Source organism: Variovorax sp. DAIF25, from assembly GCF_050711835.1.
In the GTDB taxonomy this organism is placed as follows: domain Bacteria; phylum Pseudomonadota; class Gammaproteobacteria; order Burkholderiales; family Burkholderiaceae_C; genus Variovorax.
In genome coordinates this window covers 6,590,091-6,616,013 of record NZ_CP136636.1, presented here as the reverse complement: position 1 = coordinate 6,616,013, position 25,923 = coordinate 6,590,091, and the positions used below count along the sequence as shown (strand labels likewise).

The 25,923-nt window shown below is 70.0% G+C and carries 27 protein-coding genes and 1 tRNA gene; 11 read left to right on the top strand and 17 right to left on the bottom strand.

The window, feature by feature from the left end; translation table 11 throughout:
• Complete coding sequence (locus R0232_RS30630) at window positions 1–924, bottom strand: LysR family transcriptional regulator (RefSeq protein ID WP_431510491.1); 924 nt, start codon at window positions 922–924, stop codon at window positions 1–3.
• A gap of 136 nt (window positions 925–1,060) precedes the next feature.
• Here R0232_RS30630 and R0232_RS30625 point away from each other — a divergent pair, with 136 nt between their 5' ends.
• Window positions 1,061–1,762, top strand: coding sequence for an SDR family NAD(P)-dependent oxidoreductase (locus R0232_RS30625; protein WP_431510490.1), 702 nt, complete (start codon window positions 1,061–1,063; stop codon window positions 1,760–1,762).
• Window positions 1,763–1,777: 15 nt separating this feature from the next.
• Here R0232_RS30625 and R0232_RS30620 read toward each other — a convergent pair whose 3' ends face one another.
• Window positions 1,778–1,987: a hypothetical protein gene (locus tag R0232_RS30620; RefSeq protein ID WP_431510489.1), complete on the bottom strand. Its 210-nt coding sequence runs from the start codon at window positions 1,985–1,987 to the stop codon at window positions 1,778–1,780.
• A 205-nt stretch (window positions 1,988–2,192) separates the two neighbouring features.
• Here R0232_RS30620 and R0232_RS30615 point away from each other — a divergent pair, with 205 nt between their 5' ends.
• Complete coding sequence (locus tag R0232_RS30615) at window positions 2,193–2,423, top strand: hypothetical protein (protein WP_208513883.1); 231 nt, start codon at window positions 2,193–2,195, stop codon at window positions 2,421–2,423.
• 87 nt (window positions 2,424–2,510) lie between these two features.
• On the opposite strand, the gene R0232_RS30610 is transcribed toward R0232_RS30615, so the two are convergent.
• Both R0232_RS30610 and R0232_RS30605 read right to left on the bottom strand, forming a co-directional pair.
• A tRNA-Met gene (locus R0232_RS30610) sits at window positions 2,511–2,587 on the bottom strand.
• 35 nt (window positions 2,588–2,622) lie between these two features.
• On the bottom strand, window positions 2,623–4,215 hold the full coding sequence (locus R0232_RS30605; protein ID WP_431510488.1) for a vWA domain-containing protein: 1,593 nt from the start codon (window positions 4,213–4,215) through the stop codon (window positions 2,623–2,625).
• A gap of 140 nt (window positions 4,216–4,355) precedes the next feature.
• On the opposite strand from R0232_RS30605, the gene R0232_RS30600 reads away from it, so the two are divergent.
• On the top strand, window positions 4,356–5,042 hold the full coding sequence (locus tag R0232_RS30600) for a sigma-70 family RNA polymerase sigma factor (protein WP_431510487.1): 687 nt from the start codon (window positions 4,356–4,358) through the stop codon (window positions 5,040–5,042).
• Entirely contained in the window at window positions 5,039–6,421 is a 1,383-nt protein-coding gene (locus tag R0232_RS30595) for a hypothetical protein (protein ID WP_431510486.1), read from the top strand. The genes R0232_RS30600 and R0232_RS30595 overlap by 4 nt, the downstream gene beginning before the upstream one ends.
• A gap of 50 nt (window positions 6,422–6,471) precedes the next feature.
• Here R0232_RS30595 and R0232_RS30590 read toward each other — a convergent pair whose 3' ends face one another.
• Window positions 6,472–7,251: an enoyl-CoA hydratase gene (locus R0232_RS30590; protein ID WP_203202937.1), complete on the bottom strand. Its 780-nt coding sequence runs from the start codon at window positions 7,249–7,251 to the stop codon at window positions 6,472–6,474.
• Between the two features lie 157 nt (window positions 7,252–7,408).
• Between R0232_RS30590 and R0232_RS30585 the strand changes: the two genes are divergently transcribed.
• Complete coding sequence (locus R0232_RS30585; protein WP_431510485.1) at window positions 7,409–8,020, top strand: DUF2325 domain-containing protein; 612 nt, start codon at window positions 7,409–7,411, stop codon at window positions 8,018–8,020.
• Between the two features lie 156 nt (window positions 8,021–8,176).
• The gene (locus R0232_RS30580; RefSeq protein ID WP_431512875.1) at window positions 8,177–9,286 is read left to right on the top strand and encodes an IS5 family transposase; all 1,110 of its coding nucleotides are present in this window, start codon (window positions 8,177–8,179) and stop codon (window positions 9,284–9,286) included.
• A 148-nt stretch (window positions 9,287–9,434) separates the two neighbouring features.
• Here R0232_RS30580 and R0232_RS30575 read toward each other — a convergent pair whose 3' ends face one another.
• The 3 genes from R0232_RS30575 to R0232_RS30565 are packed head-to-tail and all read right to left on the bottom strand — an operon-like array spanning window position 9,435 to window position 13,224.
• Complete coding sequence (locus tag R0232_RS30575; protein WP_431510484.1) at window positions 9,435–11,309, bottom strand: M61 family metallopeptidase; 1,875 nt, start codon at window positions 11,307–11,309, stop codon at window positions 9,435–9,437.
• Window positions 11,309–12,043 (bottom strand): DsbC family protein, encoded by a 735-nt coding sequence (locus R0232_RS30570; RefSeq protein ID WP_093347960.1) that lies wholly within the window; start codon window positions 12,041–12,043, stop codon window positions 11,309–11,311. Before R0232_RS30570 ends, R0232_RS30575 begins: the two co-directional genes overlap by 1 nt.
• Window positions 12,044–12,078: 35 nt before the next feature.
• The gene (locus R0232_RS30565) at window positions 12,079–13,224 is read right to left on the bottom strand and encodes an FAD-dependent monooxygenase (RefSeq protein ID WP_093347957.1); all 1,146 of its coding nucleotides are present in this window, start codon (window positions 13,222–13,224) and stop codon (window positions 12,079–12,081) included.
• Between the two features lie 105 nt (window positions 13,225–13,329).
• Here R0232_RS30565 and R0232_RS30560 point away from each other — a divergent pair, with 105 nt between their 5' ends.
• Window positions 13,330–14,217 carry an MOSC domain-containing protein gene (locus R0232_RS30560; protein ID WP_431510483.1) on the top strand — a complete coding sequence of 296 codons (888 nt, stop codon included), beginning with the start codon at window positions 13,330–13,332 and terminating at the stop codon, window positions 14,215–14,217.
• Between the two features lie 27 nt (window positions 14,218–14,244).
• On the opposite strand, the gene rbsD is transcribed toward R0232_RS30560, so the two are convergent.
• From rbsD to R0232_RS30530, 6 genes are read right to left on the bottom strand one after another with little or no spacing between them, the layout of a single operon-like run.
• Window positions 14,245–14,643: a D-ribose pyranase gene (rbsD, locus tag R0232_RS30555; RefSeq protein ID WP_093347953.1), complete on the bottom strand. Its 399-nt coding sequence runs from the start codon at window positions 14,641–14,643 to the stop codon at window positions 14,245–14,247.
• Window positions 14,640–15,599: a ribokinase gene (gene rbsK / locus R0232_RS30550; RefSeq protein WP_431510482.1), complete on the bottom strand. Its 960-nt coding sequence runs from the start codon at window positions 15,597–15,599 to the stop codon at window positions 14,640–14,642. Before rbsK ends, rbsD begins: the two co-directional genes overlap by 4 nt.
• Entirely contained in the window at window positions 15,596–16,681 is a 1,086-nt protein-coding gene (locus R0232_RS30545; protein ID WP_431510481.1) for a LacI family DNA-binding transcriptional regulator, read from the bottom strand. The genes rbsK and R0232_RS30545 overlap by 4 nt, the downstream gene beginning before the upstream one ends.
• 50 nt (window positions 16,682–16,731) lie before the next feature.
• Entirely contained in the window at window positions 16,732–17,724 is a 993-nt protein-coding gene (locus tag R0232_RS30540) for an ABC transporter permease (RefSeq protein WP_431510480.1), read from the bottom strand.
• 20 nt (window positions 17,725–17,744) lie between these two features.
• Window positions 17,745–19,313, bottom strand: a complete 1,569-nt coding sequence (locus R0232_RS30535; RefSeq protein WP_431510479.1) for a sugar ABC transporter ATP-binding protein — start codon at window positions 19,311–19,313, stop codon at window positions 17,745–17,747.
• Between the two features lie 58 nt (window positions 19,314–19,371).
• The gene (locus R0232_RS30530; RefSeq protein WP_208513906.1) at window positions 19,372–20,328 is read right to left on the bottom strand and encodes a sugar ABC transporter substrate-binding protein; all 957 of its coding nucleotides are present in this window, start codon (window positions 20,326–20,328) and stop codon (window positions 19,372–19,374) included.
• 209 nt (window positions 20,329–20,537) lie between these two features.
• Here R0232_RS30530 and ychF point away from each other — a divergent pair, with 209 nt between their 5' ends.
• Window positions 20,538–21,629, top strand: a complete 1,092-nt coding sequence (gene ychF, locus R0232_RS30525) for a redox-regulated ATPase YchF (RefSeq protein ID WP_093347939.1) — start codon at window positions 20,538–20,540, stop codon at window positions 21,627–21,629.
• A 115-nt stretch (window positions 21,630–21,744) separates the two neighbouring features.
• Here ychF and R0232_RS30520 read toward each other — a convergent pair whose 3' ends face one another.
• The gene (locus R0232_RS30520) at window positions 21,745–22,113 is read right to left on the bottom strand and encodes a hypothetical protein (protein ID WP_431510478.1); all 369 of its coding nucleotides are present in this window, start codon (window positions 22,111–22,113) and stop codon (window positions 21,745–21,747) included.
• A gap of 75 nt (window positions 22,114–22,188) precedes the next feature.
• Between R0232_RS30520 and R0232_RS30515 the strand changes: the two genes are divergently transcribed.
• Window positions 22,189–23,028 carry a DUF4019 domain-containing protein gene (locus R0232_RS30515; protein WP_431510477.1) on the top strand — a complete coding sequence of 280 codons (840 nt, stop codon included), beginning with the start codon at window positions 22,189–22,191 and terminating at the stop codon, window positions 23,026–23,028.
• 16 nt (window positions 23,029–23,044) lie between these two features.
• A complete protein-coding gene (locus tag R0232_RS30510; RefSeq protein WP_431510476.1) occupies window positions 23,045–23,473 on the top strand; it encodes a hypothetical protein in 429 nt (142 codons plus the stop codon).
• A gap of 2 nt (window positions 23,474–23,475) precedes the next feature.
• Here R0232_RS30510 and R0232_RS30505 read toward each other — a convergent pair whose 3' ends face one another.
• Complete coding sequence (locus R0232_RS30505) at window positions 23,476–24,498, bottom strand: trypsin-like peptidase domain-containing protein (protein WP_431510475.1); 1,023 nt, start codon at window positions 24,496–24,498, stop codon at window positions 23,476–23,478.
• 123 nt (window positions 24,499–24,621) lie between these two features.
• Here R0232_RS30505 and R0232_RS30500 point away from each other — a divergent pair, with 123 nt between their 5' ends.
• Window positions 24,622–25,296, top strand: coding sequence for a glutathione S-transferase family protein (locus tag R0232_RS30500; RefSeq protein WP_093347934.1), 675 nt, complete (start codon window positions 24,622–24,624; stop codon window positions 25,294–25,296).
• 19 nt (window positions 25,297–25,315) lie between these two features.
• On the opposite strand, the gene R0232_RS30495 is transcribed toward R0232_RS30500, so the two are convergent.
• Window positions 25,316–25,786: a YqaA family protein gene (locus R0232_RS30495; protein ID WP_093347931.1), complete on the bottom strand. Its 471-nt coding sequence runs from the start codon at window positions 25,784–25,786 to the stop codon at window positions 25,316–25,318.
• Window positions 25,787–25,923 lie beyond the last annotated feature (137 nt).

The following is a 25,923-nucleotide window of genomic DNA, read 5'->3' as shown; positions in this document are numbered from 1 at the left end:
TCAGGGATAGGCGGCTTCGCACAGCGCCAGCACCTCGCCGCGCAGCCAGCGATGCGAGGCATCCTGGTCGAGCCGCGGATGCCAGATCGCCGAGACGTTGAAGGGCGGCGTGGGCACGGGCAGCTCGAAGTGCCGCAGGCCCAGGGCCGCGGCGTGGCCGGGCGTGAAGGAATTGCCGAGGCAGGAGTGCGGGATGACGGCCAGCAGGTCCGACTGCCGCGCGACCTGCATCGCGTGGGTGTAGGCCGGCACCACCATCGTCACCTGCCGTGACAGGCCCCGCGCGGCCAGCGCTTCGTCGACCGGGTGGTCCATCTCGCCGGCGCGCGAGGCCACCACGTGGCCGCAGGCCGCATAGCGTTCGGCGCCGATCTCCGTCTCGTCGAGCAGCGGATGGCCGCTGCGGCACACGCCCACGTAGCGGTCGCGGAACAGCCGGCGCGTGCGCAGTTCGGGCGCCGTGGTCCTGAGGGTGCCGATCTCCAGGTCGATCCCGCCCTCGCGCAGCGGCCGGGCGTCCCAGTCGGGCTTGGGCGCGAAGCGCAGCCGGACCCGAGGCGCGGCCTGGCGGATCCGTTCCAGCAAGGGCGCGGCGAGCAGGTCGATGAAGCCCTCGCCGGCGCGCAGCGTGAAGCACTGGTCGAGCGTGGCGATCTGCAGCACGTGGTCGGCCGGGGCCAGCGCGGCCTGCGCCTCGCGCGCCAGGGCCGGGATGCGTTCGCGCAGCTGCATCGCATAGGGCGTGAGCACCAGGCCGCGGCCGGCCTGCAGCAGCAGCCGGTCGCCCGTGGCCTCGCGCAGACGCGTGAGCGTGCGGCTCATGGCGGACACGCTGAGCTCGAGCCGCCGCGCGGCGCCGGTCACGCTGCCCTCGGTCAACAGGGCATCGAGGGCGGGCAGCAGGTTGAGGTCGACGCGGGGCATGGCGCCAGCATAGGGCAGGAGCGGCCAGGCATGGCGTCCAATGCAATCGTTGGTTGCAGGCCAGGCGTCTGGTGCAAGGAAGAGGGCGTCCCCAGAATTCGTGGCATCGCAGTCCCCGAGAAAAGGAGCACGCCTCATGTCCCATCCGCAACACAACATCCTCGTCGTCGGCGCCTCGCGCGGCCTCGGCCATGCCATCGCGGCCGAATTCCTGAACAAGGGCTGGAAGGTCATGGGCACGGTCCGCGGAACGGCCCGCACCCTGCTGCACGACCTGGCCGACGCGCATCCCGGCCGCGTGGAGATCGAGTCGCTCGACATCACGCACCCCGGGCAGATCCAGGCCCTGCGCGAGCGACTGTCGGGCCGCCGGTTCGACATCCTGTTCGTCAATGCCGGCACCACCAACCCCGATCCGACCCAGACCATCGGCGAGGTCTCGACCGAGGACTTCGTGAACCTCATGGTCGCCAATGCGCTGAGCCCGATGCGGGTGGTGGAAAGCCTCGCGGGCAATGTCCCGTCGGACGGCCTGATCGGCGTCATGTCGTCGGGGCAGGGCAGCATCGCCGACAACGAGACGGGCCAGCGCGAGGTCTATCGCGGCAGCAAGGCGGCGCTGAACCAGTTGCTGCGCAGTTTCGCCGCGCGGCAGGCCGGAACGCCGCGTGCCCTGCTGGCGATGGCGCCCGGCTGGGTGCGCACCGAACTGGGCGGACCCGAGGGCCGGCTGACGATCGAACAGAGCGTGCCGAGCCTGGTCGAAGTGATGCTCGCGAAGCGCGGGCGGCCCGGGCTCGAGTACCTGGACTACCGGGGGCGCACGGTGGCGTGGTGAGGCGATGCGCCGCGCTCAGGGTGGGGCGGCACCCTCGTCGAGGCGTCGACGTCCCAGCGGCGTGATGGCAAAGATCACCGCCGGACGGGCGTCCGGCCGCTCCGGGTTCGGCAACTGCGCCTTGATCATCCCGGCGGCTTCCAGAACGATCGCGCTGCGGACGTCTTTTTCGTCGGCGATGACCAGCGGGAACGAGGCGTCTTCGATGCGGCGAAGAAAGTCCATGGGCATTTCACGTCTCCAAGGCTGCTGCGCGCACCTGCCGCGCAGACTGGACGCCCGAAAAGAGACTCGAGCGTCACGAAACAGACTTTACGTCTTGATGGCATTCACGCCGTGACTTTTGTCACATTGGAGCGCAATAATAAGGGTTCACCATTAATACTCAGGTATCAACACAATGTCGGTTTTTACCTGCTGTCAATGCAGCGTGACCCATCTGAACCGGATCGAGCGAAGCACCTGGATGCGGTTCTTTCCCTGGCTGCGCGCCTACCAGTGCAGCAACTGCCGCAAGGTGCAGCTGCTGTCGCCGCGCGCGGTCAATGAGGCGCTGGCGGCCCATGCGTCGAGGGCCGCGCGCTATCCGGGGACTCGGACGGCCGAGCGGAAGTCTCCCGTGCTCAACGATGCGCCGAAGCGCAGTCCCGATGTGAACTGAGGCACCAGCCAACCGCCAGCCCGCCCACTGCTGGCAGGACCAAAGAAAAAGCCCGCTGTCCGATGGACAGCGGGCTTCTCTTTTGTGTGGTGGCTCTTCACGGACTCGAACCGCGGACCTGTGGATTATGATTCCATCGCTCTAACCGACTGAGCTAAAGAGCCGAGCCCGCGATTATAGCCCAGGCTTTTGGCACAGTTCAACCACCGCGCGAAGCTTGCGCACCGGGCAGCTTGCCGAGTTCCTCGGACACCAGCCGCACCACCAGCTTGTCGAGCGTCTGCACCGAGTAGTTGCCCACGTCGTGCACGGTCTGCGTGCCCGGGCCGCTCGCGGGATCGGCGGCGTTCCGGTAGGTCAGGAACACGAAGCGACCGCCGGTGTATTGCGCGATCTGGCGCTGGATGTATTCGCCCTGCTTGTCGAGCCCCGAGGCGCCCACGCTCAGCACCTTGATGCCCTTGCCGAGCGCGGCGGCCATGCTGTCGTCGTACTGCGGACCGGGGTAGTCCAGGTGCGGCGGTGCGTCGGCCAGCAGCATGACGAGCCGCGTGGTGTCGTCGCCGCGCCAGCTCAGGCGCTGCACCGTCTCGTGCAGGGCCTCGTTCATCGCCTCGGGATAGTCGCCGCCGCCCGCGGCCTGCAGCGCGTCGAGCACGCCCTGGAAGGCATCGAGGTCGTTGGTGAAGTCGTGCCGGCGCACCACGAACTCGTCGCTGAGGTCGCGGTAGGCGACGAGGCCGAAGCAGGTGTCGGGACGGCTCGGCAGGCGCGCGACCTGGTCGGCGATGTCGCGCAGCGTACTGCGCAGGCGGGCGATCTCGTCGCCCATCGAGCCGGTGGCGTCGATCAGGAACACCAGGTCGAGCTGCGCCCGCGCGGGCCGGGCGCCGGGACGCTCGAGCACGACGTCGACCGCGTTCTTCTGGCCACGGCGCAGGAACGAGGTCGTCTGGCGGCCGTTCTTGCGCACGGTCACTTCATAGACCGGGCTCGGCTCGGCATCGAAGGCCTTGGGATGCAGCCAGGCGCGTCCGCCCGCGTCGGTGCGGGCCCACATCGCGGCGCCGTTCGCGGCCTGCACGGCGACCTCGGCATCGGGCACGACGCTGCCCTGGGCATCGCGCACCTGCAGCAGGTAGCGCTCGCTGATGTCGCGCTCGCGGTGCGCGACCTGGGTGCGGTTGCGGAAGGCAAGGTACTCGCCGAAGTCGGCGTTGTCGTCGACCATGCCGGCGGTGACGGGTTCGCTCGCGGGACGCTGGGCGACGGCGGCCGCGATGGGGGCCGGGACCGGCGCCGCGGCCGATTCCACGACCGCCGAGCGCGCCATCTTCGCGCTGGCGCGGGCTTCGGCCATGGGGGCGGCGCTGGGTGCCGGGGCCATCGGCGCCGCCATCGACGCGAGGGGCGGGGTAGGCATGGCCGGCGGTGCCATGCCCGGCGCGACGGGCGCGGGCATCGCGTGGGGCGCGCCGACGGCGGCCAGGGCGGACCGGTGCCGCGCGCTCCCGCCGCTGCCCGGGGTCTCGCTGGTCCGGATCGGCCGCGCGCAATGCTTGGCGGACGGCGCCTCGAAGTTCGGCATCGCCGGCTCGATCCTGCGCGCGGGCGTGGCGGTGTCGGTGGTCTGCAGCGCCGGCGCGGGCCAGCGCGTGGCCGGGGTGGCGACGGCGGCATCGTTGCGGCCCGCCGCTTGCGGCTCGGTGGCGCCGCAGGCGCTCAGGACCAGGGAAGCGCACAGCAGCGCGACGAGCGGGCGGCGAGGGCGAAAGGCCGGTGACGGGATCATGGAACGGCTCCGTGAAGTGAATCGGTGCAGGCTGTTACGGCCCGCTGCCGCCAACGGGGTTAAGTCGATGCGTCTTTTTTTGCGCCGCGCCAACCCCGACCGGCGCCGTCCCGCGTACCAGCTGAGGTGAGAATCCACCGATGTCCGCGCTGCCCCGCGCCCGTTCCGCCACTGCCAGCCCGGCCGCGCCCGAAGCGACCGGCCGCGACGCCATGCCCGACGATCAGCTGATGCTGGCCTACGCGCGCGGCGACGCCGCCGCCTTCGACGTGCTCTATGCGCGCCACGAGGGCGGGCTGTTCCGCTTCGTGCGGCGGCTGCTGGGCGCGCGGCTCGCATCGCAGGCCGACGAGGTGTTCCAGGACACCTGGGTGCGGATCATCACGGCGCGCGAGAGCTTCTCGCCACAGGGCGCGGCCTGGCGCACCTGGGCCTTCACGATCGCGCACAACCTCGCGATGGACCGGCTGCGCGTGAGCGGGCGCGAAGTGGCGCTCGACGGCCACGCGGGCGAGGACGACGAGGCCATTCCCGCGCTCGAGCGTGGCGTGCACGGTGCCTCGGACGACGTCGCCACCCATCCCTCGGCCGAGGAGCTCGCGTTCTGGCGCGCCGCGGGCCGGCGCCTGCTGACCTGCCTCGACGAGCTGCCCACCGAGCAGCGCGCGGCCTTCCTGCTGCACCACGAGGACGGCCTGACGGTCGAGGCGCTGGCGTCCAGCCTGCAGATCGGTTTCGAGACCGTGCGCAGCCGGCTGCGCTACGGGCTGCAGAAGCTGCGCGGCTGCATGGAACGCTACCTCGCGGTGCTGGAGGGCGCGCGATGAGCGCCGGGTTCGACGACGACCTGCGCGACGCGCGCCTGCGCCGCGCGCTCGAGCATGCGCCCGACAACGAGGCGCTGCCCGAGGCGCGCACGCGCGAGGCCATTCTCAAGATGGCGCACAACCTCGCGGCCGCCACGCCGCCGGCCGCCGCCACTGTGCCGGCCGCGCAGCCGTGGTGGCGGCGCCTGTTCGGCGGCGGCGAAGCGCGCGCCCGCATGCCGTGGAACGCGGCCTTCGCGACCCTGCTGGTGGTCGGCTTCGTCACCGTGCTGTGGCGGCAGGAGCCGGTGCCCGATGCGCGGCTCGATGGCGAGGCGCGCGTGGGGGGCGCGGTGGCGGAAGCGCCGTCGGCACCGCGCGAGGCGCCCGCGGTGGTGCCGGAGGCGCGGCCCGAAGCTGCCGCGCCCGTTGCGCCCGCTGCGCCTTCTGGTGCGGCGGCCGAGGCGGCCGGCAATGCCGACACGGTGCGTCGACCGTCCGCGCCCGCCGCGGCTGCGCAACGCGCGCCGGCACCGCAGGCCGAGCGGCGGCAGGCCCCGGCCGAGCCGATTGCCAAGTCGCGCGAGTCGGCCTCGCTGGAGCGGGCCGCGCCGGTGCCCGCGACACCGCCACCGGCCGCGGCCGTCGCGCCGCCACCGCCCGAAATCGCCGCAGCACCCGTGGCGCCGGCGCCTCCGCCTCCGGCAGCCGTAGCCCCGCCGCCCGCAGCCGTGGCACCACCACCGCCTTCGGCGCCCGCGCCCGTGATCGCCGCTGCACCACCCGCACCCGGCGCAGCGCCGCCCGTCGCCGATGCCGCACCCGGCGCCGCGCCGCTGGCGGCCGAACAGTCGTACAAGAAGAGCGAAAGCGAACGGGCCTCGGTCCGCGGCGCCGCGTCCGCCTTGCAGTCCGTCCCGCCGGCCCTTGCGCATGCGCCGCAGCCATCGGCCGCCGCGCCGTCCGCGCAGCTCTCGCAGGCCGAGTCCGCCGCGCACCCGCCACCATCGCGTGCCCGGCTGGCCGGCGCGCCGGCGCCCGCCGTCGAGCGCGCGCCGTCCTTCGCCGCGCTCGATCGCTGGACCGCCTGGTCGGCCGCGGGCGACACGGCGCCGCGCCATGGCCGCGCCGACATCGAAGCCTTCCCCGCATTGCTGGGCGCGGTGGCGCGCTCGGCCACCCAGCCCGATGCGGCACTGGCCGCGCCGGTCGAAGCGCGCATCGCGCTCTACCGCGGCCGCACCGTGGTCGCCGTGCTCGAGATCGCGGGCGAGCAGGTGCGCTGGTCGCCGCAGCCCGGTGCTTCGGCCTTCATCGGCACGCCGCCCGCGCAGGCACTGGCCTCGCTGCGCGCCGCGCTCGAGCGCGCACGCGAAACGCCTTCGACGCCGCAGCGCTGAAGGCATCGAGTTCCAGGGCAAAAAAAGCGGGCCTCTCGGCCCGCTCGCCATCAGGCGTTCTTGAAGTCCGGCTGGCGCTTGGTCAGGAAGGCGTCCATGCCTTCCTTCTGGTCCTGCGTCGCGAACAGCGCATGGAACAGCCGGCGCTCGAACATCACGCCGTCGCTCAGGCCGCTCTCGAAGGCGCGGTTGACCGACTCCTTGGCCGCGATCACCGAGATCTGCGAGAAGCCGCAGATCACCAGCGCGGCGCCCAGCGCCTCGTCGGCCAGCTTCTCGAACGGCACCACGCGGCTCACGAGGCCCGCGCGCTCGGCTTCGGCGGCGTCCATCATGCGGGCGGTCAGCACCATGTCCATGGCCTTGCTCTTGCCCACCGCGCGCGGCAGGCGCTGCGTGCCGCCGGCGCCGGGGATCACGCCGATCTTGATCTCGGGCTGGCCGAACTTGGCGTTGTCGGCCGCGATGATGAAGTCGCACATCATCGCGAGCTCGCAGCCGCCGCCGAGCGCGAAGCCGGCCACGGCGCCGATCACCGGCTTGCGGATCGAGCGGATGGTCTCCCAGTTGCGCGTGATGTAGTCGCCCCGGTAGGTGTCGATGAAGCTGTACTTGGCCATCGCCGCGATGTCGGCGCCAGCCGCGAAGGCGCGCTCGCTGCCGGTGAGGATGATGCAGCCGATGGCGTCGTCGGCGTCGAAGGCCTTCAGGGCCTGGCCCAGCTCGGTCATCAGCGCGTCGTTGAGCGCGTTGAGCGCCTTCGGTCGGTTGAGGGTGATGATGCCGACCTTGCCAGCTTCGGTCCGCACTTCGATGTTCTCGTAGCTCATGGTGTCTCCGGGGAAGGGAAGAAAAACGCGCTTCACTATACCCACGGTGCCGTGCGCCACCGTGGCACGGGGCTGCTGGCCGCGGCCTTCGCCCTTCCCGCTGCATGGCTTTGTTGAGAATTGTTCTCAACTAGAATCCGCGGCCATGGAGTTCCCGATGCAAGAACATGCCGTGTTGCTGCGGGCCTATGCCCGCGTGCAGGAGCGCTGCTCGCAGCTGCTGGCCGAGCAGGCCGCGCTGGTGGAGCGGCTGGAGGCGCAGATCGTGCGCCTGCGTGGCGCGCTGGTGGCGCGCGATTCGGCGATGGCGATGGTGCGCGAGGAACTGGCCGCGCGCGCGGCCGTCGGCGCGGCCCTGCCCAAGCGGCTGCATGCGCTGCTCGCGCCGGGCACCGCGCGCCGCCTGGCCATGCCGGCGCAGGCGCCGGTGCCCTCCGACCTGCGCGAGAAGGCCGTGCTCTGCGTGGGCGGCGACGAGCGCACGCCCTCGCTCGCGCGCCAACTGGTCGAGATCGCGGGCGGCCGCTTCCTGCACCTCGAAGGCGCGGACGGCACCGACGATCCCGCGTTCGAGGCCAGCCTGCGCGCGGCCGACCTCGTCATCTGCCAGACCGGCTGCCTGAGCCACGACGCCTGTTGGCGCGTGCAGGACCATTGCCGCCGCACCGGCAAGCCCTGCGTGATGGTGGGCGAGCCGCAGCCGATTCATTTCGTGCGGCGCGAGACGGCCGAGGAGGCCGCGGCCGAACGGGCCTTGCCTGCGGGCTGAAAGCACCAAAAGAAAAACGGGCCGATGACGGCCCGTTGTTCATGCTGCGTAGCTCGCCGGCCTAACAGGCTGTTGAATTTCTCCGGGGAACTGCTGGTTCGGGAAGAGACTGATGCTGGTACGGTTGAAGTGACGCAACGACGTGGGGTGATACCGATGCGCGGATCAGATGGGATGCAGGAAGGCCTGTTCACGCTGGCCAAACTTGATGACTTCGTGCCGCCAGACCATCCGCTGCGAGCCATCCACGGGCTGGTCAATGAGGCACTGGTCGGCTTGAACGGTCTGTTCAACACGATCTACGCCGAGACTGGGCGAGCGTCGATTGCCCCCGAGAAGTTGCTACGGGCAATGCTGATCCAGGTGTTCTTCTCCGTGCGCAGCGAACGGCAACTGATGGAGCAGGTTCGCTACAACCTGCTATTTCGTTGGTTCATCGGGCTGGCCATCGATGACGAGGTCTGGGACCACTCAGTCTTTTCCAAGAACCGTGATCGCCTGCTGGAGCACGCTGTCGTCGAGAGCTTCTTCGCCCAGGTGATGCGACTGGCTGACAAGCGCAAGCTGCTGAGCAAGGAGCACTTCTCGGTGGACGGCACGCTCATCCAGGCTTGGGCCAGTCACAAGAGCTTCTTGCCCAAGGACGGCGACGGGCCCGGGGCGGGTGGCGGCCCCGCAGGTCGCAACCAGGAGCGCGATTGGAAGGGCCGACCACGCAGCAACGATACGCACCAGAGCAAGACAGATCCGGATGCCAGACTGTTCCGCAAGGGCGCCAGCACTGCAGCGATCCTGGCGTATCAAGGCCATGTGCTGATGGAGAACCGCAACGGTCTGGTTGTTGGCGCGGTGGTTACGTACGCCGACGGCTACGGCGAGCGCTCGGCAGCATTGGCGATGCTCGACACCGTCCCCGGAGCACACCGTAAGACGGTCGCAGCCGACAAGGGCTACGACACGCGAGACTTCATCGCCGACTGCCGCAAGCGCGGCGTGACGCCGCACGTGGCCAGCCACACGACGCGTTGGGGTGGCAGCGCCGTCGATGGACGAACGACTCGTCACGCCGGCTACGCTGCCAGCCAGGTCGTGCGCAAGCGCATCGAAGAGCACTTCGGCTGGGCGAAGACGGTCGGGAGGATACGACAGACGATGTACCGCGGACTCCAGCGTGTCGACCAGCAGTTCAAGCTCACCATGACGGCCAGCAATATCGTGCGGATGGCTCGAATGCTGTGCATTGGGCCTCAAAGGGCTGTGCAATGAGCCCACGAACGGCCCCCTGCCCGACGTGTGGCGCACGTGCGCAAAGCCTCATCGGTCCAAACCGACAGCCAAGCCCTGGCCAATTCGGCTTCAACCGCCTGATCAAGCTAACCAATCGACGTTTGCAACGTCGAATTTCAACAGCCTGCTAAGCCTTCGTCGCCGCGATCGCCACCGGCGCCAGCCACTTCGAGACCCGGCCCGTGTCCTGCGCCAGCAGGCGCCAGGTCGTGACGCCCGTGGGCAGCACCAGCGGCAGCTTCACCAGCTTGCGGTCGCGCGCGACCAGCGCGGTGCAGCGCTTGCCCGCGCCGAGGTAGAGCGCGAGATCGTCGAGCCGGCCGATGCGCCAGCCCTGCGCGCTCTTGCGTCCCGCGGCCGGCAGCTCGATGCCGATCCATTCGTCGCCGGCCGCGAAGCCGGCCTTCTCGGCCGCGCCGCCGCGCAGCACCACCTTGACCTGCACGCTGCCGCCGCTCTCCGCCACGCGCAGGCCCAGCGTCTGCGCGGGCTGCGAGGGATCGTCGAGCGTGGCCACGCCGTGCAGGCGCAGCAGCTCGGACAGCGGCAGCTCGGCGGTCGAATGCACCCAGGCCGCGAGCTCGGCCGCGTACGAGCGGCCGCCCGCGGCCTCGAGCGCGGCCGCGATATCGGCCTCGCTCACCGGCCCGCCGCCGCTCGCGTTCCACAGGTGGCGCATCGCGTCGTCGAGCGTGCCGCGGCCTTCGGCGCGCAGCTTGAGGTCGAGGCACAGCGCGACCAGCGCACCCTTGGTGTAGTAGCTGACCGTGCCATTGGGCGTCTGCTCGTCCTGCCGGTAGTACTTGACCCAGGCGTCGAAGCTCGCGTCGGCCACCGACTGCACCTGCCGGCCCGGCGTCTGCTGCACCTGGTTGATGGTCTTGTTGACCAGCCGCAGGTAGGCCGCGTCGTCGATCAGTTCGGCGCGGCGCAGCAGCAGGTCGTCGTAGTAGCTGGTGAAGCCCTCGAAGAACCACAGCAGCCGCGTGTAGTTCTCGCGGCCGTAGTCGTAGCGCGCGAACTCGGCCGGCCGCAGCCGCTTCACGTTCCAGGTGTGGAAGTACTCGTGGCTGATCAGGCCCAGCAGCGTGACGTAGCCGTCTGCAGACTTCTTCATGCCGAGCTGCGGCAGGTCGCGCCGGTTGCAGATCAGCGCCGTCGAATGGCGGTGCTCGAGGCCGCCGTAGCCGTCGTCGACCGCGTTGAGCATGAACACATAGCGGTCGATCGGCGGCTTCGGACCGCCGCGCTTGCCGACCTTGTCGCCGTGCCAGAAGCGCATCTCGGCTTCGCAGATGGCCTTCGTGTCGGCCAGCAGCCGATCGCCGTCGAACGAGGCCGCGGCACCCGCGACCACGAAGCGGTGCGGCACGCCGCCGGCTTCGAACTCGCCGCTCCAGAAGGCGCCGAGCTCGACCGGGCTGTCGGCCAGTTCGTCGTAGTCGGCCGCGAGGTAGCGGCCGAAGCCATGGCGGTCGGTCTTCAGCGGCGGCAGCGCGGTGGCGCAGGACCAGGGCGCGGCGCCCTCGGGCAGCGCCGAGGCGGCGGGCGCGACGATCTCGAGCGCATGCGGCGCATCGGTCTGGCCCTCGACCCGCAGGCACAGGCTGGTGCCGTTGAAGAAGCCGCGCTCGGCGTCGAGCCAGGCGGTGCGCACCGAGTTGTCGTAGGCGCAGACCTTGTAGCGCAGCACCAGCGGCTGGCCGGCCGTGCATTCGACGCGCCAGCTGCACTTGTCGAGCTGCGTCAGCACCGGTGCCTTGCGCCGGCCCTGCGAGGCCTGCAGCCCCTGCAGGTTCTTGGCGAACTCGCGCACCAGATAGCTGCCCGGGATCCACACCGGCAGCGTCAGCTGCTGCTCGGCCGCGGGGCGATCGATGGTGAGCGTGACCTCGAACAGGCGCGCATGCAGGTCGGCGCATTCCACGCGGTAGTGCACGCCGGGCGCGGCCACGGCCGCGGGCGCAGCGGCCGCGCGCCGCGAGGGGGACTTCGTCGCCATCAGCTGGCGGAGGCGGCGAGTTGCTTCTCGACCTGCTCGGCGGGCACGGCGCCCGGGGTGCGGGTGCCGTTGCTGTAGATCAGGGTGGGCGTGCCGGTGATGTTGTAGCGGCGGCCGAACTCGACGTTGCGCTGCAGCGCGGTCACGTCGCAGCTGCCGGGCGCGGTGGCCGGGCGCGTGCCCGCTTCCATCCAGTCGCTCCAGGCCTTGCCCTTGTCCTTGCTGCACCAGATGTCGCGCGACTTGACGGTCGAATCGGGTCCCAGCACCGGGTAGAGGAACAGGTAGACGGTGACGTTGTCGACCGACTTCATGTCCTTCTCGAAGCGCTTGCAGTAGCCGCAGTTCGGGTCCTCGAAGACCGCGAGCTTGCGCTTGCCGTTGCCGCGCACGATCTTGATCGCGTCCTTCACGGGCAGCTTGTCGAAGGCCACCTCCGACAGCTTCGCCACGCGTTCCTCGGTGAGGTTGCGGCGCGCGTTCACGTCGATCATGTTGCCCTCGAGCAGGTAGTTGCCCTGCTCGTCGGTGTAGTAGATCTGCGCGCCGTTGACGCGCACCTCGTAGAGGCCGGGCATCGGCGACTTGCTGACTTCGTCGATGGTCGGGAACTGCGGGATGCGTTCCTTGAGGTTCTTGCGGATCTCGGCTTCGCCGGCATGGGCGCCGAAGGCCGCGAAGAGCGCGAGCGACGCGAAGGCGGCGGGAAGCAGGTGGCGTGCGAGTGTCTTCATGGGTTCGAGGGAGTCGTGTTTCGGTTCGTCCGGGATCAGGTCTTCAGGCCCATGGCCTGCCGCGTGACCCAGTGCTTGACCAGGCGCGTGCGGTCGAAACCGCGCATGCCCCAGTTGCGCAGCGCGGGCAGCGGGCCCAGGCTGTGCGAGAAGAGTTGCTGCAGCCCGTCGGTGGCGAGGCTCATCTGCAGCACCTCGGTGCGGCGCGCGCGTTCGTAGCGGCGCAGCAGGCGCGGGTCGCCCACGCTGCGCCAGTAGTCGCGCTCCTTGACGACGGCGGCCAGCGCGGCCGCGTCGGCCAGGCCGAGGTTCAGGCCCTGGCCCGCGAGCGGATGCACGGTGTGGGCCGCGTCGCCGGCCAAGGCCCAGGTGCGCGGCGCCTGGCCGGCGGTCTGCTCGGTGGCGGGCAGGGTGCCGGTCCAGCGGTCGGCGATGGCGCGCGAGAGCGGCCAGGCGGCGCGCTCGCTCACCAGCCGCAGCGCGCCGAAGGCCTGGTGGCTGGCCTCGGTCACGGCGGCATTGAATTCCTCGGCCGATTGCGCGAGCAGCGCCGGCGCGCGCAGCTGGTCGACCGACCACACCAGCGCCAGCCGGCGGCCGTGCACGCCGTCGAGCGGCAGCAGCGCGAACACCTCGCCCTTGTCGTTGAACCACTGACGTGCCGTGCCGTCGTGCGACTGCTCGGCCTCGAGCCGCGCCGCGATCGCATGCTGCGGATAGCGCGTGACCGCGTAGCTCACGCCGAGCGCTTCGCGCGTGGCGCTGGCCTTGCCTTCGCAGACCACGGTGAGCGGCGCGGCGACCGGTTCGCTCACCACCTCGATCTGGGGCTGGAAGCGCACCGCATCGACCAACTGCTTCTCGAGCGCCGGCACGTCGACGATCCAGGCCAGCGCCTCGACCTTCTGGCGCGCGGCGCTGAACTGCACGCGGCCGCCCTCGTCGCCATCGACCACCATCTCGCGCACCGGCGTGGCGCTGATGCCTTCGGGCCAGGCGCGCAGCGAGGCCAGCAGTTCGCGCGAGGCGGCATTGAGCGCATAAGCGCGGACGTCTTCCCGCTCGGCGGCGGCGGGCGGCGCCACCAGCGCCACGCGCACGCGTTCGCGCGCGAGCAGCAGGGCCAGCGTGCGGCCGACGATGCCGGCGCCGCGGATACAGACTTCGGGGGGGAGGGCCATCGCGGCATTGTAGGAGGACGCTCTTGTGGCCGACCCCGTGGGGAAACCGGCCATTGGGGGTATGCCGGGAGCGAGGACAATCGAGCCCCCATCCGAGGAGCCCCCGTGACAGATTTCGATCTCCAGGCCACCATCGCGCGCCTGTTCGTGTACCCCGTCAAGTCGTGCGCCGGCGTCGAGCTGCCCGAAGCGCTGCTGACCGAGACCGGCCTCGAATTCGACCGGGCCTGGATGGTGGTCGACGCACAGGGCGAGTTCGTCACGCAGCGGCAGCTGCCGCGCATGGCACTGATCAAGCCGCAGATGAAGCACACCGAGGTGGTGCTGCGTGCGCCCGGCATGCTGGCGCTGCACCTGGCCTTCGACCGGGTCGAGCAGCCGATGCGGGTGCGGGTCTGGAAGGACGAGGTCGATGCCTACGACATGGGCGACATCGCCGCCCAGTGGTTCAGCGACTTCCTCTCCGAGCCCGGCAAGCCGCAGAAGCTGCGCCTGGTGCGCTTCGATCCCGAGGTCAAGCGGCTGTCGAGCCTCAAGTGGACCGGCGGCATCGAGGCGCAGACCCAGTTCGCCGACGGCTTCGCGCTGCTGGTGGCCAGCGAGGGCTCGCTGGCCGAGCTCAACGAGCGGCTGGCGCGCGACGGCCATGGCCCGGTGGGCATCGAGCGCTTCCGCCCCAACATCGTGCTGGCCGGCATCGAGTCGCACGACGAGGACCGCGTCGAGATGCTGCACGTGGCCAGCGGCGCCGAGGGCTCGGAGGACGGCGCGCAGCTGCAGCCGGTCAAGCCCTGCACCCGCTGCCCCATTCCCGACATCGACCCGGCCACCGCGCTCAGCAGCCCCGAGGTCAACGACACGCTGCGCACCTACCGCGCCGATCCGCGCGTGGACGGCGGCATCACCTTCGGCATGAACTGCATCGTGATCCAGGGCGTGGAGCAGATGCTCAAGGTCGGGCAGCCGGTGGGGGCGAACTACAAGTTCGAATGAACGGCTAGGGCCTGTTCACAACAGGCCCTAGAAGGTCACGCCCGCGCACAGAATGATGTTCGCGTAGGGCGTGCATTCGCCCGTGCGCACGACTGCCCTGGCGCGCGCGCTCAGGCGTTTCAGTTCCTCGTGCGACACCGTCTCGGGCACGACCGCGAGCTGCCCCGCGCACCATTCGGGCAGCTCGCCCGTGGCCCGGCCCTCGACCGCCTCGCGCGCGAGCAGCGCGCGCTCGACCTGCAGTTCGCTGAGCACCGCCTTCAGCACCTCGGCCACGCGCGGCACGCCGGGCGTGAGCGCGAGGTCGATGCGGCGCGGGCCGTCGGGAATCGGCAGGCCGGCATCGCCGATCACCAGCATGTCGCCATGGCCCATGGTGGCGATGACCTGGGACAGTTCGGAGTGCAGCAGGGCGGTACGTTTCACAGCGGAATCCAGTCGGGAGGCAGGGGGCTGCGCAGCACGGCTTCGCGCTGCGGGATGGAAGGCTGGGCGCCGGGCTGCTGGATGCACAGCGCGGCGGCGCGGATGCCCAGGCGCACGGCCTCGTCGAAGGACTGGCCCTCGCCGAGCGCGGTGGCGAGCGCGCCGAGGAAGGTGTCGCCGGCGGCCGTGGTATCGACCGCCTGCACCACCAGCGCCGCATGGTGACGCGCGCCGTCGGCATCGACCGCCACCGCGCCGCGCGCGCCGAGCGTGACCACCACGCGCGCGATGCCGCGCGCGCGCATCGCCTGCCCGGCGGCCGCGGCCTCGAGCGGGCTGTCGGCGCCCAGGCCGCTGAGCGTGCGCGCCTCGATCTCGTTGACCACCAGCGTGTCGATCTTCGGCCACAGGGGCTCGGCGATGGCCTGCACCGGCGAGGGATTGAGCAGCACCTTGCAGCCGGCCTCGTGCGCCACCGCGATCGCGCGCTCGACCTGCGCCATCGGGGTCTCGAACTGGGTCACGAGGAAGGCCGCGCCCTCGAGCCGGGTGCGCAGGTCCGCCGCGTCGAGGTCGACGCCGGCATTCGCGCCCGCGATCATCACGATGCGGTTCTGGCCACTGTCCTCGACCATGATCAGCGCGGTGCCGGTCGGTTCGGCGGCATCGGTGCGCAGCGCCTCGGTGTCGATGCCGTCGCGTTCGAGCGCCTGGCGCAGCGCGCGGCCGTGGTCGTCGTCGCCCACGCAGCCGATCATCCGCACCTGCGCGCCCTCGCGCGCGCAGCTGACGGCCTGGTTGGCGCCCTTGCCGCCGGGGATGGTGGCGAAGGAGCGGCCCAGCAGGGTCTCGCCCGCGGCGGGCGCGTGCGGCACGCGCAGCACCAGGTCCATGTTGAGGCTGCCGAGCACCACGATGCGCGGTGCCGCGGGGCGGGAGGAAGACGTCGGGCTCACGGGGTGCGGGACTTTCGGGTGTCGGCGGAAGAGGGGACGGATACCGGTGCGGTCGCGGGCGCTCCGGAATAGCGCGCGGTGGAGGCGCGCACGTGCAGCTCGGGCTGCAGCACCACCTTGCGCGCATCGCGGCGGCGGCCGCCCACGCGCTCGAGCAGCATGTCGACGGCCAGCGCGCCGATGCGCTCCTTGGGCTGGGCGACGGTGGTGAGCGCGGGGCTGGTGTAGGCCGAGAGTTCGATGTCGTCGAAGCCGACGATCGAGAGCTCGTCGGGCACCCGCACGCCGCTCTCGTGCGCGGCGCGCAGCGCGCCGATCGCCATCAGGTCGTTGCAGACGAAGACCGCCGAGGGAATGTCGTTGGTGCCGGCGCGCAGGATGGCGTGCATCGCCTCGTAGCCGCCCTGGCTGGTGAAGCCGCCGCGCCACAGCAGCGCGTCGGCGTCGGCCGCGCCCGTGCTGTTGCCGCTCTCGGCCAGCGCCATGCGCCAGCCCGCGATGCGCTGCTCGCTCGGCGACACGCCCTGCGGCCCGCCGATGCAGGCGATGCGGCGATGGCCCAGCGACAGCAGGTGGCGCACCGCGAGCAGGCCGCCCTGCATGTGGGCGGTCTCGACCAGGTCGCAGTGCGGGTCGGCGATCTCGCGGTCGAGCAGCACGGTCGGCACCTTGAGGCCGTTGAGCTGCCTGGCCAGCGAGTCGTCGTCGCCGGTCGACACCACGATCAGCCCGTCGATGCGGCGCTCGGCCAGCACCTGCAGGTACACGCTCTGGCGGTGCGGCTCGTCGTCGGTGTTGCACAGGATCAGCGTGTAGCCGGCGCCGAAGCAGCGGTCCTCGATGATGCGCACGATCTCGGCGAAGTAGGGGTTCGAGCTGTTCGGGATCAGCATCCCGAGCGTCGAGGTTGTGTTGCTCTTGAGGCTGCGCGCCATCGCGTTGGGCACGTAGCCGAGTTCGCGGATCGCGAGCTCGACGCGCTCGCGGCCCTTGGCGCTGACGTGGCGCGTGTCGTTGACCACGTGCGAGACGGTGGTGACCGACACGCCCGCGCGCAGTGCGACGTCCTTGATGGTGGCCATGGCCTGGGTGTTCCTGTTGCGGGGTGCTGCTTCGTGGGGAGGGGGGAGCGTCAGGCCAGCCGGCGGTCGGCGCGGCGCTGGCGCAGGGTGTCGATGATCACCGCAACCACGATCACCGCGCCGGTGATGATGCGCTTGCTCGGCTCGCTGGCGCCGACCTGCGCCAGGCCGGCCTCGAGCACCGCGATGATCAGCACGCCGAAGAAGGTGTTGACCACCGAGCCGCGCCCGCCCATCAGGCTGGTGCCGCCGATCACCACCGCGGCGATCACCTGCAGCTCGATGCCCACGCCCGAGTTCGGGTCGGCCGCCTCAAGGCGCGCCGATTGCATCAGCCCCGCCAGGCCGGCCAGCAGGCCCGTGACCGCGAACACCACGATGCGGATCGGCCGCGGGTCGATGCCCGCGAGGCGCATCGCTTCCTCGTTGGTGCCGATGCCCACCACGTAGCGGCCGAACACGGTGCGCGACAGCACCAGCTGGCCCACGATCACCAGCACCACCGCGAGCACGAAGGCCGCCGAGATGCCGCCGATCCACGGCGCCGCCAGGCCCGAGATGGCATCGCCCACGTACTGGGTGCGCGAGTCGGTCACGAGGTAGGCGCCGCCGCGCACGGCCTCGAGCATGCCGAGCGAGACGATGAAGCTCGGCAGCCGCCAGGCCACCGACACGGCGCCGGTGATCGCGCCGCAGATCAGGCCCGTGGCCAGGCCCAGCAGCGCGGCCAGCGGCACCGGCAGTTGCCATTGCAGGATGGCCGCGGCGGCCACCGCCGCGCTGAGCGCCAGCACCGAGCCCACCGAGAGGTCGATGCCCGCGATGATCAGCACGAAGGTCATGCCCACGGCCATCACGGCCAGCGCGGGGATCTCGTTGGCGATGGTGACGAAGGTCTCCACCGTGAGGAAGTATTCGCTGAGGCTGCCGAACAGCGCGATCATGCCGAGCAGCACCACGGCCAGGCCGATGTAGGTGCCGAGCTGGCCCTTGAGGGAGCCGGCGCCGGAGGCGGGGGGAGCGGAAGCGGTGGTGGTCGTCATGGGGCGAAGGAGGATGAGGCTCAGGCGGCGGCCGCGAGAGCGTGAGCGGTGGGGGCTGCGGAGGTGGCGCGGCCGGTGTCGCCGAAGGCCGCGGCCAGGATCGACTGCTGGTCCCAGGCGCCGCGCTCGAACACCGCCACCAGGCGGCCGGCGTGCATCACGCCGATGCGGTCGCACATGGCCATGAGTTCGCGCAGGTCGCTCGACACCATCAGCAGCGCCTTGCCGGCCTCGGCCATGCGATCGAGCTCGGCATAGAGGTCGGCGCGCGCGCCCACGTCGACGCCACGCGTCGGCTCGTCGAGCAGCAGCACCTTGCATTCGCGGTGCAGCCAGCGCGCGAACACCACCTTCTGCTGGTTGCCGCCGCTGAGCGTGGCCACGCTCTGCTCCTCGCTGCGCGAGCGGATGCGCAGCGTCTGCACCAGCCGGCGCGCGATGCCGCGCTCGGCGGCCGCGCGCAGCCAGCCCAGGCGCGAGACCGCGCCGAGGTCGCTGAGCGTGGCGTTGACGCGGATCGATTGCGTCATCAGCAGGCCCTGCGACTTGCGGTCCTCGGTGACCAGGCCGATGCCGGCGCGGATCGCCTGCATCGGCGAGCGCCAGCGGCCCGCGGCCGGTTGCTGCGCGCCGGGCCAGTGGAGTTCGATCGTGCCGCGCTCGGCCTTGTCGGCGCCGAACAGCAGCCGCACGAGCTCGGTGCGGCCCGAGCCCACGAGCCCGGCGATGCCCATCACCTCGCCCGCGCGCAGTTGCAGGTCGACGTCGCGCACCGCGCTGCCGCGGCCGATGCCGTGCGCGCTCAGCATCGGCGCGCCGGCCACGCGGCGCGGGCGGCCGTCGTGCTCGTGCACCGCGCGGCCGACCATGCGCTCGACCAGTTCGGATTCGCGCACGCCGGCCATCGGCCGCACGTCGACCAGGCGGCCGTCGCGCAGCACCGCCACGCGGTCGGCGATGCGCTGCAATTCCTCGAGCCGGTGCGAGACGTAGACGATGCCCACGCCGCGCGCCTTCAGCAGCGCGATCTGCTCGAACAGGTGTTCGGTCTCGCGCGGCGTCAGCATCGCGGTCGGCTCGTCGAGGATCAGCACGCGGGTGTCGTCGAGCAGGTTGCGCGCGATCTCCACCATCTGCTGCTGGCCGATGCCCAGGCGCGAGACCGGCACGGCCGGATCGATGTGCGAGAGGCCGATCTTGGCCAACTGCAGCCGCGCGGCCGCGTGCAGCTCGGTGCGCTGCAGCCAGCCCATACGTTGCGGCAGCCGGTCGAGCAGCAGGTTCTCGGCCACCGTGAGCGTGGGCACCAGCCCCAGCTCCTGCATCACCATGCGCACGCCGTGCGCCTCGGCGTCGCGGCGCGAGCCCGGCTGGAACGGCGCGCCGCCCAGCAGCATCGTGCCGCGCGTCGGCGTGACGAGTCCGCAGACGATCTTGGAGAGGGTGCTCTTGCCGGCACCGTTCTCTCCGGTCAGTGCGAGCACCTCGCCGGCCTCCAGCGTGAGGCTCACGCCGTCGAGCACGGGCGCGGCGTAGTCCTTGCCGATGTCGTGGAGCGCGAAGAGCGGCGTGGCGGGGGGTGCGGACATGGGCGCCGGCAAGGGTGGGTTCTCGAGGTGTGTGACAGCGGTGGAAGCGGCGCGGTGCTTACTTCTTCGAGTCCTTGGTCACCAGCACCACGTCGGTCTTGATCTCGGCCGGCATGTCGGCCTGGCTCTTCTTGTCGGCGATCGCCTTCAGCGCGGTCTCGATGCCGAACACGGCCTGCTTGTCGGCGAACTGGTCGGCCGTGGCGAGCACGCGGCCGTCGGCCAGCATCGGCTTGATGGCGCCGATGTTGTCGTAGCCCACCACCTGCACCTTGCCGGCCTTGCCTGCGGCCTTCACCGCCGCCACCGCGCCCAGCGCCATGCTGTCGTTGCCGGCCAGCAGGGCCTTGAGGTCGGGGTTCTCGCGCATCATGCCGGCCGCCACCGTGTTGCCCTTGTCGATTTCCCACTGGCCCGACTGCACGCCCGCGACGTTGATGCCGGCGGCCTTCATCGCGTCCTGGTAGCCGAGGGTGCGCTGCTGCGCATTGAAGGTGGTCGACACGCCTTCGATGATCCCGACCTTGTCGCCCGACTTCAGGCTCTTGGCCAGGTAGTCGCCCACCAGCTTGGCGCCGGCGCGGTTGTCGGGGCCGACGAAGGGCACCTGGATGTTCTTCTCCTTCAGCGCGGCCGCGTCGAGGCGGTTGTCGATGTTGACCACCAGGATGCCCTTGTCGATGGCGGCCTTGACCACCGGCACCAGCGCCTTCGAATCGGCCGGCGCGATCACCAGCGCATTGACCTTCTGCGCCACCATCTGCTCGACCATCTTGATCTGCGCGGCGGTGTCGGTCTCGTCCTTGATGCCGTTGGTCACCAGCGTGTACTTGCCCGAATTCGCCTTCTGGTGCGCCTTGGCCCCGTCTTCCATGGTGCGGAAGAACTCGTTGGCCAGCGACTTCATCACCAGCGCGACCTTGGGCTTGTCCTGCGCGAGCGCCGGCGTGGCGGCGAAGGTGCCCAGCAGGGCGAGAGCGGCGGCGGTCTGCACGGTGCGGCGGGTGAACTTCATGGTGCGTGTCTCCTGAGGTGTGTTGGAACGAACGATGACCGATCTGGCGGCCCGGCGCCGATGGTAATGGACGAAAACGTTTGCGCAAACGTTTGCTTATCGGGTTTTCATCGGGTTTTACCCTGACCCGCCGGCCCTGTTTAGCGGCCTGCCCGAACCGCCGGGCGGGGCGCCTCGCCTAAAATCGCCGGTTCACCTGAGGACCCCCCATGAGCTTGAAGTGCGGCATCGTCGGCCTGCCCAACGTCGGTAAATCCACCCTTTTCAATGCGCTGACCAAGGCCGGCATCGCAGCGGAAAACTATCCCTTCTGCACCATCGAGCCCAACGTGGGCATCGTCGAGGTGCCCGATCCGCGGCTCGCCCAGCTCGCCGACATCGTCAAGCCGGAGCGCGTGGTGCCCGCCATCGTCGAGTTCGTGGACATCGCGGGCCTGGTGGCCGGCGCCAGCACCGGCGAAGGCCTGGGCAACAAGTTCCTGGCCCACATCCGCGAGACCGACGCCACGGTGAACGTGGTGCGCTGCTTCGACGACGACAACGTGATCCACGTGGCCGGCAAGGTCGACCCGATCTCCGACATCGAGGTGATCCAGACCGAGCTGTGCCTGGCCGACCTGTCGACGGTCGAGAAGGCACTGCAGCGCCACACCAAGGTGGCCCGCTCGGGCGACAAGGACGCGCAGAAGCTGGTCGGCCTGCTCGAGCGCTGCCAGGCCGCGCTCAACGAGAACAAGCCCGTGCGCGCGCTCGAGTTCACCAAGGAAGAGCTGCCGCTGGTCAAGAGCTTCACGCTGATCACCGCCAAGCCCGCGATGTTCGTGGGCAACGTGGCGGAGGACGGCTTCGAGAACAACCCCTACCTCGACCGCCTGCGCGAGTACGCCGCCAGGCAGAACGCGCCCGTGGTGGCGATCTGCGCCAAGATCGAGGCCGACCTGTCCGAGATGGACGACGAGGACAAGAAGATGTTCCTGGCCGAGATCGGCCAGGACGAGCCGGGCCTCAACCGCCTGATCCGCGCCGCCTTCAAGCTGCTGGGCCTGCAGACCTACTTCACCGCCGGCGTGAAGGAAGTGCGCGCCTGGACCATCCACGTCGGCGACACCGGCCCGCAGGCGGCCGGCGTGATCCACACCGATTTCGAGAAGGGCTACATCCGCGCCCAGACCATCGGCTTCGACGACTACATCGCGCTGAAGGGCGAGCAGGGCGCGAAGGACGCGGGAAAGATGCGCTCGGAAGGCAAGGAATACGTCGTCAAGGATGGCGACGTGATGAACTTCCTGTTCAGTTCCTGAGAAGAAGCCGCAGCAGCGGCAGCTTCGGCATCGGGGCCGACCGGCCCCGGTGCCCGCGGTTCGCGAGGCCGGGCCGCCGCGTCACGGGTTCGATCCCGTCGACGCCTCCCCCAGTTCACGCTTGCCAGTGGCGCATCCTTGCGATCGCGCCAACTTCTCTGGCCAATTCCCATTGATTCAAAGCCGGTTCGACGAGCGAGCGTGATTTGCTTCTCGGAAATTCGGGCATCTCCGAATTGATCGGGAAATCATGAAATCCTGTTTGTGTATTATCCGGGCGCTTTTGCGTCTGGTCGGATGAATTTCCCTTGGAAATCAACGATTTCTGATTGAAATCGAAGCCGAATCTTTCCATTGTTTTTAATTCGGATCGATGGGGGATTCCTCGGGAATTATTCGGTCGGCGCGGCTGGGAGATCCCCGCCACGCAAGGCAACCGGCTGCGCGCAAAGGCGGATGCCGAATAAACCGGCTGAACAAGCATCCGGGAATAAACAGGGGGAATTCAATGAATCAAATCTTCGCGCGGCTGCCCGCCGCGTGCGTCATGGCCGCGGGCTTGCAGATCGCCGCCGCGGCGCCGGCGGCGTCGGATGCGGTGTCCGACGAATTGCTCGGCGTCGCGGCCGAAGTGCTTCGGAAAACCGACGCCGACCGGGTGAGCGAGCTCTGGGATTCGGGCTCCAACGTGCTGAAGGCGCGCATGAGCAAGACCGCCTTCATGCAGGCCACGAGAAAGGCGCGGCAGTCGATGGGGCCGGTGGCCAGCCGTGACTGGTCGAGCGTGACGCGTCTCAAGTACCGCAAGGACAACGAGGACGGTTTTCCCGCGGGTCTCTATGCCAATGTGGTGTTCTCCACCGAACTGGACAGCGGCAGGAAAGCCTCCGAAAGAATCAGCTTCGCGATGGAGAACAACCACTGGATCTTCACGGGGTATGCGATCGCGCGCGAGGCGCCGGACATGTACACGATGCCGGCCAAGCCCGCGATCCGGCCATCGCAGCCGCCAGCACCCTCCGTGCCTTCGGCGCCCTCCATGCCTTCGGCGCCAGCTGCCGCCGTTGCCGAGGTCGAAGCCGCGGTGCGCGGCTGGGCCTCGGCCTGGTCGGCCCAGGACATGGACCGCTACCTGGCGGCCTATGCGCCGGAGTTCACGCCGGCCCGCGGCCAGAGCCGCGGGAAATGGGAAGAAGAGCGCCGTGCCCGCATCACCGGCAAATCGAACATCGGCGTCACCCTCGAGGACCTGGTGATCAGCATCAACGACCGGACCGCGACGGCCCGGTTCCGGCAGAACTACCGCGCGGACAAGCTCAAGGAAGTGAGCCGCAAGGTGCTGGAGCTGCAACGCTCGGGCAACCAGTGGCTGATCCGCAAGGAAAGCACCGGCGGCTGACGTCGGCGCGCGCTGCATGGCCTCGACCTTCAACGACGAGCTCTTCGCCCGGGTCGTGCTTGCCTCGATCCAGGCGAGCGAACGGATCATGCGCAGGAACGGCGTGCTCCCGCCACTGGGTATCGCGTTCCTCGGCGAGGCCGTCGAGGGCCAGGTGGTCAACCCGCTCGAAGAGGAGGGAGCGCAACACCTCGATGGCGAGCGGCTGCGGGAGCGCGTGCATCGGCGTCTTTGCGCCATCGCCGGGCAGCGCGACGATGTCGTCGCCGTCTCGACCCTCCTGTACCGGCGGGACCGGGGACGGGTCCATATTCAGGTCGAGCTTCCCGACGCGGTGCTGCAGCCGCTGGCCTTTCCCGTGGCGAGGGTGAATGGCGTGTGGACCGTCTCGGACAGCTGGGAGCCGTTCCCCTACCGCATCGCGGCGCCCGTCCTTGCGCGCTGATCTCAGCGCGCTGCCTGCTGCTTGCCCCACACCACCGTGTTGTCCACCGCATAGGCCGCGCACACCACCTTGCGTTGCGTGCAGCCCTTGAGATGCTCGGTCAGCGCGGCCGAACTGGTGGCGGTGCCGAAGCGGCTGTCGCTGGTGATCAGGAAGGCGCGCGGCCGCGCCTGCAGCAGGAACTGGCGGTAGGCGACGCGGATCTGCTGCGGATCGGCGCCGACCACCGGCAGCGCGGATTCGTCGGCGATGTCGGCGTGGCCCGAGGGCGTGGGCTCGCCGTTCGACTGCAGCACCACGCCCACGGTCTTGAGCAGCTCGCGCCAGGTCTCGCGCTCGGCCATCACGCGCTGCGGCAGTTCCATCACCCATTGCGCCGGATAGGCGAAGCCCAGGTTCGAGCCGCCGGGCGAGATGCGGTCGGTGACGCCGATCAGCCGGCCGTCGGTATCGAAGAGGCCGCCGCCGCTCGAGCCCGAGGACACGGGCGCCGAGGTCTGGACGATCGGCAACTGCCCCGGTGCGCGCGGCCGCAGCGCCGAGATCAGGCCCTCGCTGAGCGTGCGCTCGAGGCCGTGCGGGCTGCCGATGGCGAACACGCGCTGGCCCACGCGCAGGCTGTCGGCCGGTGCGATCTCGACGGCGTGCAATTGCAACGGTGTCTCGGTCATCAGCACGCAGAGGTCGCGCGTCGCATCGGGGTCGCGCAGGATGCTGCCGATCTTGATCGTGGTCTGCCCCTGCATCACGGTCACGGCCGCGGCACCGTCGACCACGTGGCAGGCGGTGGCCAGCGCGGTGGGCGTGACCGCCACGGCGCTGCCCACGGTCACCTGGTTGTCGCCGCGGTCGCCCTTGACGGTCCAGACCGCGGGCGAGGCATGCTGGTAGAGCGCCTCGGGATCGAGCGCGGCCTGCGCGGGACGGTGGGCCACGGCGGCCGCAGTGAAGAACAGCGCGAACATCGCGCCGCGCCAGCCCCCGTGCATGCGGCGCGGCGGGGTCGGCGTGGTGGTCGGTGTCATGCGGCCAGTGTAGGAAGCGGCTTCGCCCGCGCCTGTAGGCGACCGCGCTGACAGGGCTGCGCTTTGCCGCGCGTCACGCTAGACTGCCGCGCCCCGTCGCCCTCGCTTCATTCCAACCCCGCCATGCTCACCGTCCACCATCTCAACAACTCGCGCTCGCAGCGCGTGCTCTGGCTGCTCGAAGAACTGGGCCTGCCCTACGAGATCGTCCACTACCAGCGCGATCCGAACACCATGTTGGCGCCCGCTTCGCTGCGCGCGGTGCATCCGCTGGGCAAGTCGCCGGTGGTGACCACCGACGATGGACTGGTGCTCGCGGAATCGGGCGCGATCATCGAGACCGTGATCGAGCGCTACGGCCAGGGCCGCCTCGCGCCCGCGCCGCTCACGCCCGAGGCGCTGCGCTACCGCTACTGGCTGCACTTCGCCGAGGGCACGGCGATGTCGCCGCTGTTGCTCAAGCTGGTGTTCGACCGCATCGAGAGCAGCAAGATGCCCTTCTTCGCCAAGCCGGTGGCCAAGGCCATCGCCGCCAAGGCCAAGTCGGCATTCATCCTGCCGAACATCGCGAGCCACCTCAACTACATGGAAGCCGAACTCGGCAAGAGCGAATGGTTCGCGGGCGATGCGTTCAGCGGCGCCGACATCCAGATGAGCTTCGTGGTCGAGGCCGCGCATGCGCGCGGCGGGCTCGATGCGAAACGCCCGAAGCTCATGGACTGGCTCGCGCGCATCCATGCGCGTCCCGCCTACCAGCAGGCCCTCGAGCGCGGTGGCCCGTACGAACTGCTGAACTGACAAGGCGCGAGCCGTCGGTTCAGGACGGAAAGATGTAGAGCAGCGCCACCGTCATCGTGACGTAGCGCAGGAACTTGCCGATCGCCATGTAGGCCAGGCAGGGCCAGAACGGCAGCCGCAGCCAGCCCGCGACCGCGCACAGCGGATCGCCGACCAGCGGCAGCCAGCTCAGCAGGCAGGCCTTCGGGCCGAGCCGCTCGAGCCAGCCGAGCACGCGCACGTGGTGCTTCGAGTGCGAGTACTTGTCGGCCACCTTGTGCGCACCGTAGCCCATCCACCAGTCGACCGCGCCGCCGAGCGTGTTGCCCACGGTGGCGACCGCGATCGCGGGCCAGAACAGTTCGGGATTGAGCTTGAGCAGGCCGAACAGCACCGGCTCCGAGCCCACGGGCAGCAGCGTCGCCGAGATGAAGGCGGCGATGAACAGCGTGGAGAGGCCGTATTGCGGCAGCGCGAGAAGCGCGAGGAGTGCGTCGAGCCAGGCTTGCATAAGGTCGGCGCAGTATAGGCAGCGGGTTCGCGATGCCGAGTCGGAAAAGGCGCCGCCGCGCATGGGATTTCCACCCGTGTTTACACCCGTACCAGCGGCGCGAATCGGCGCAAATCGTTTCAGTCACTGAAATGGCA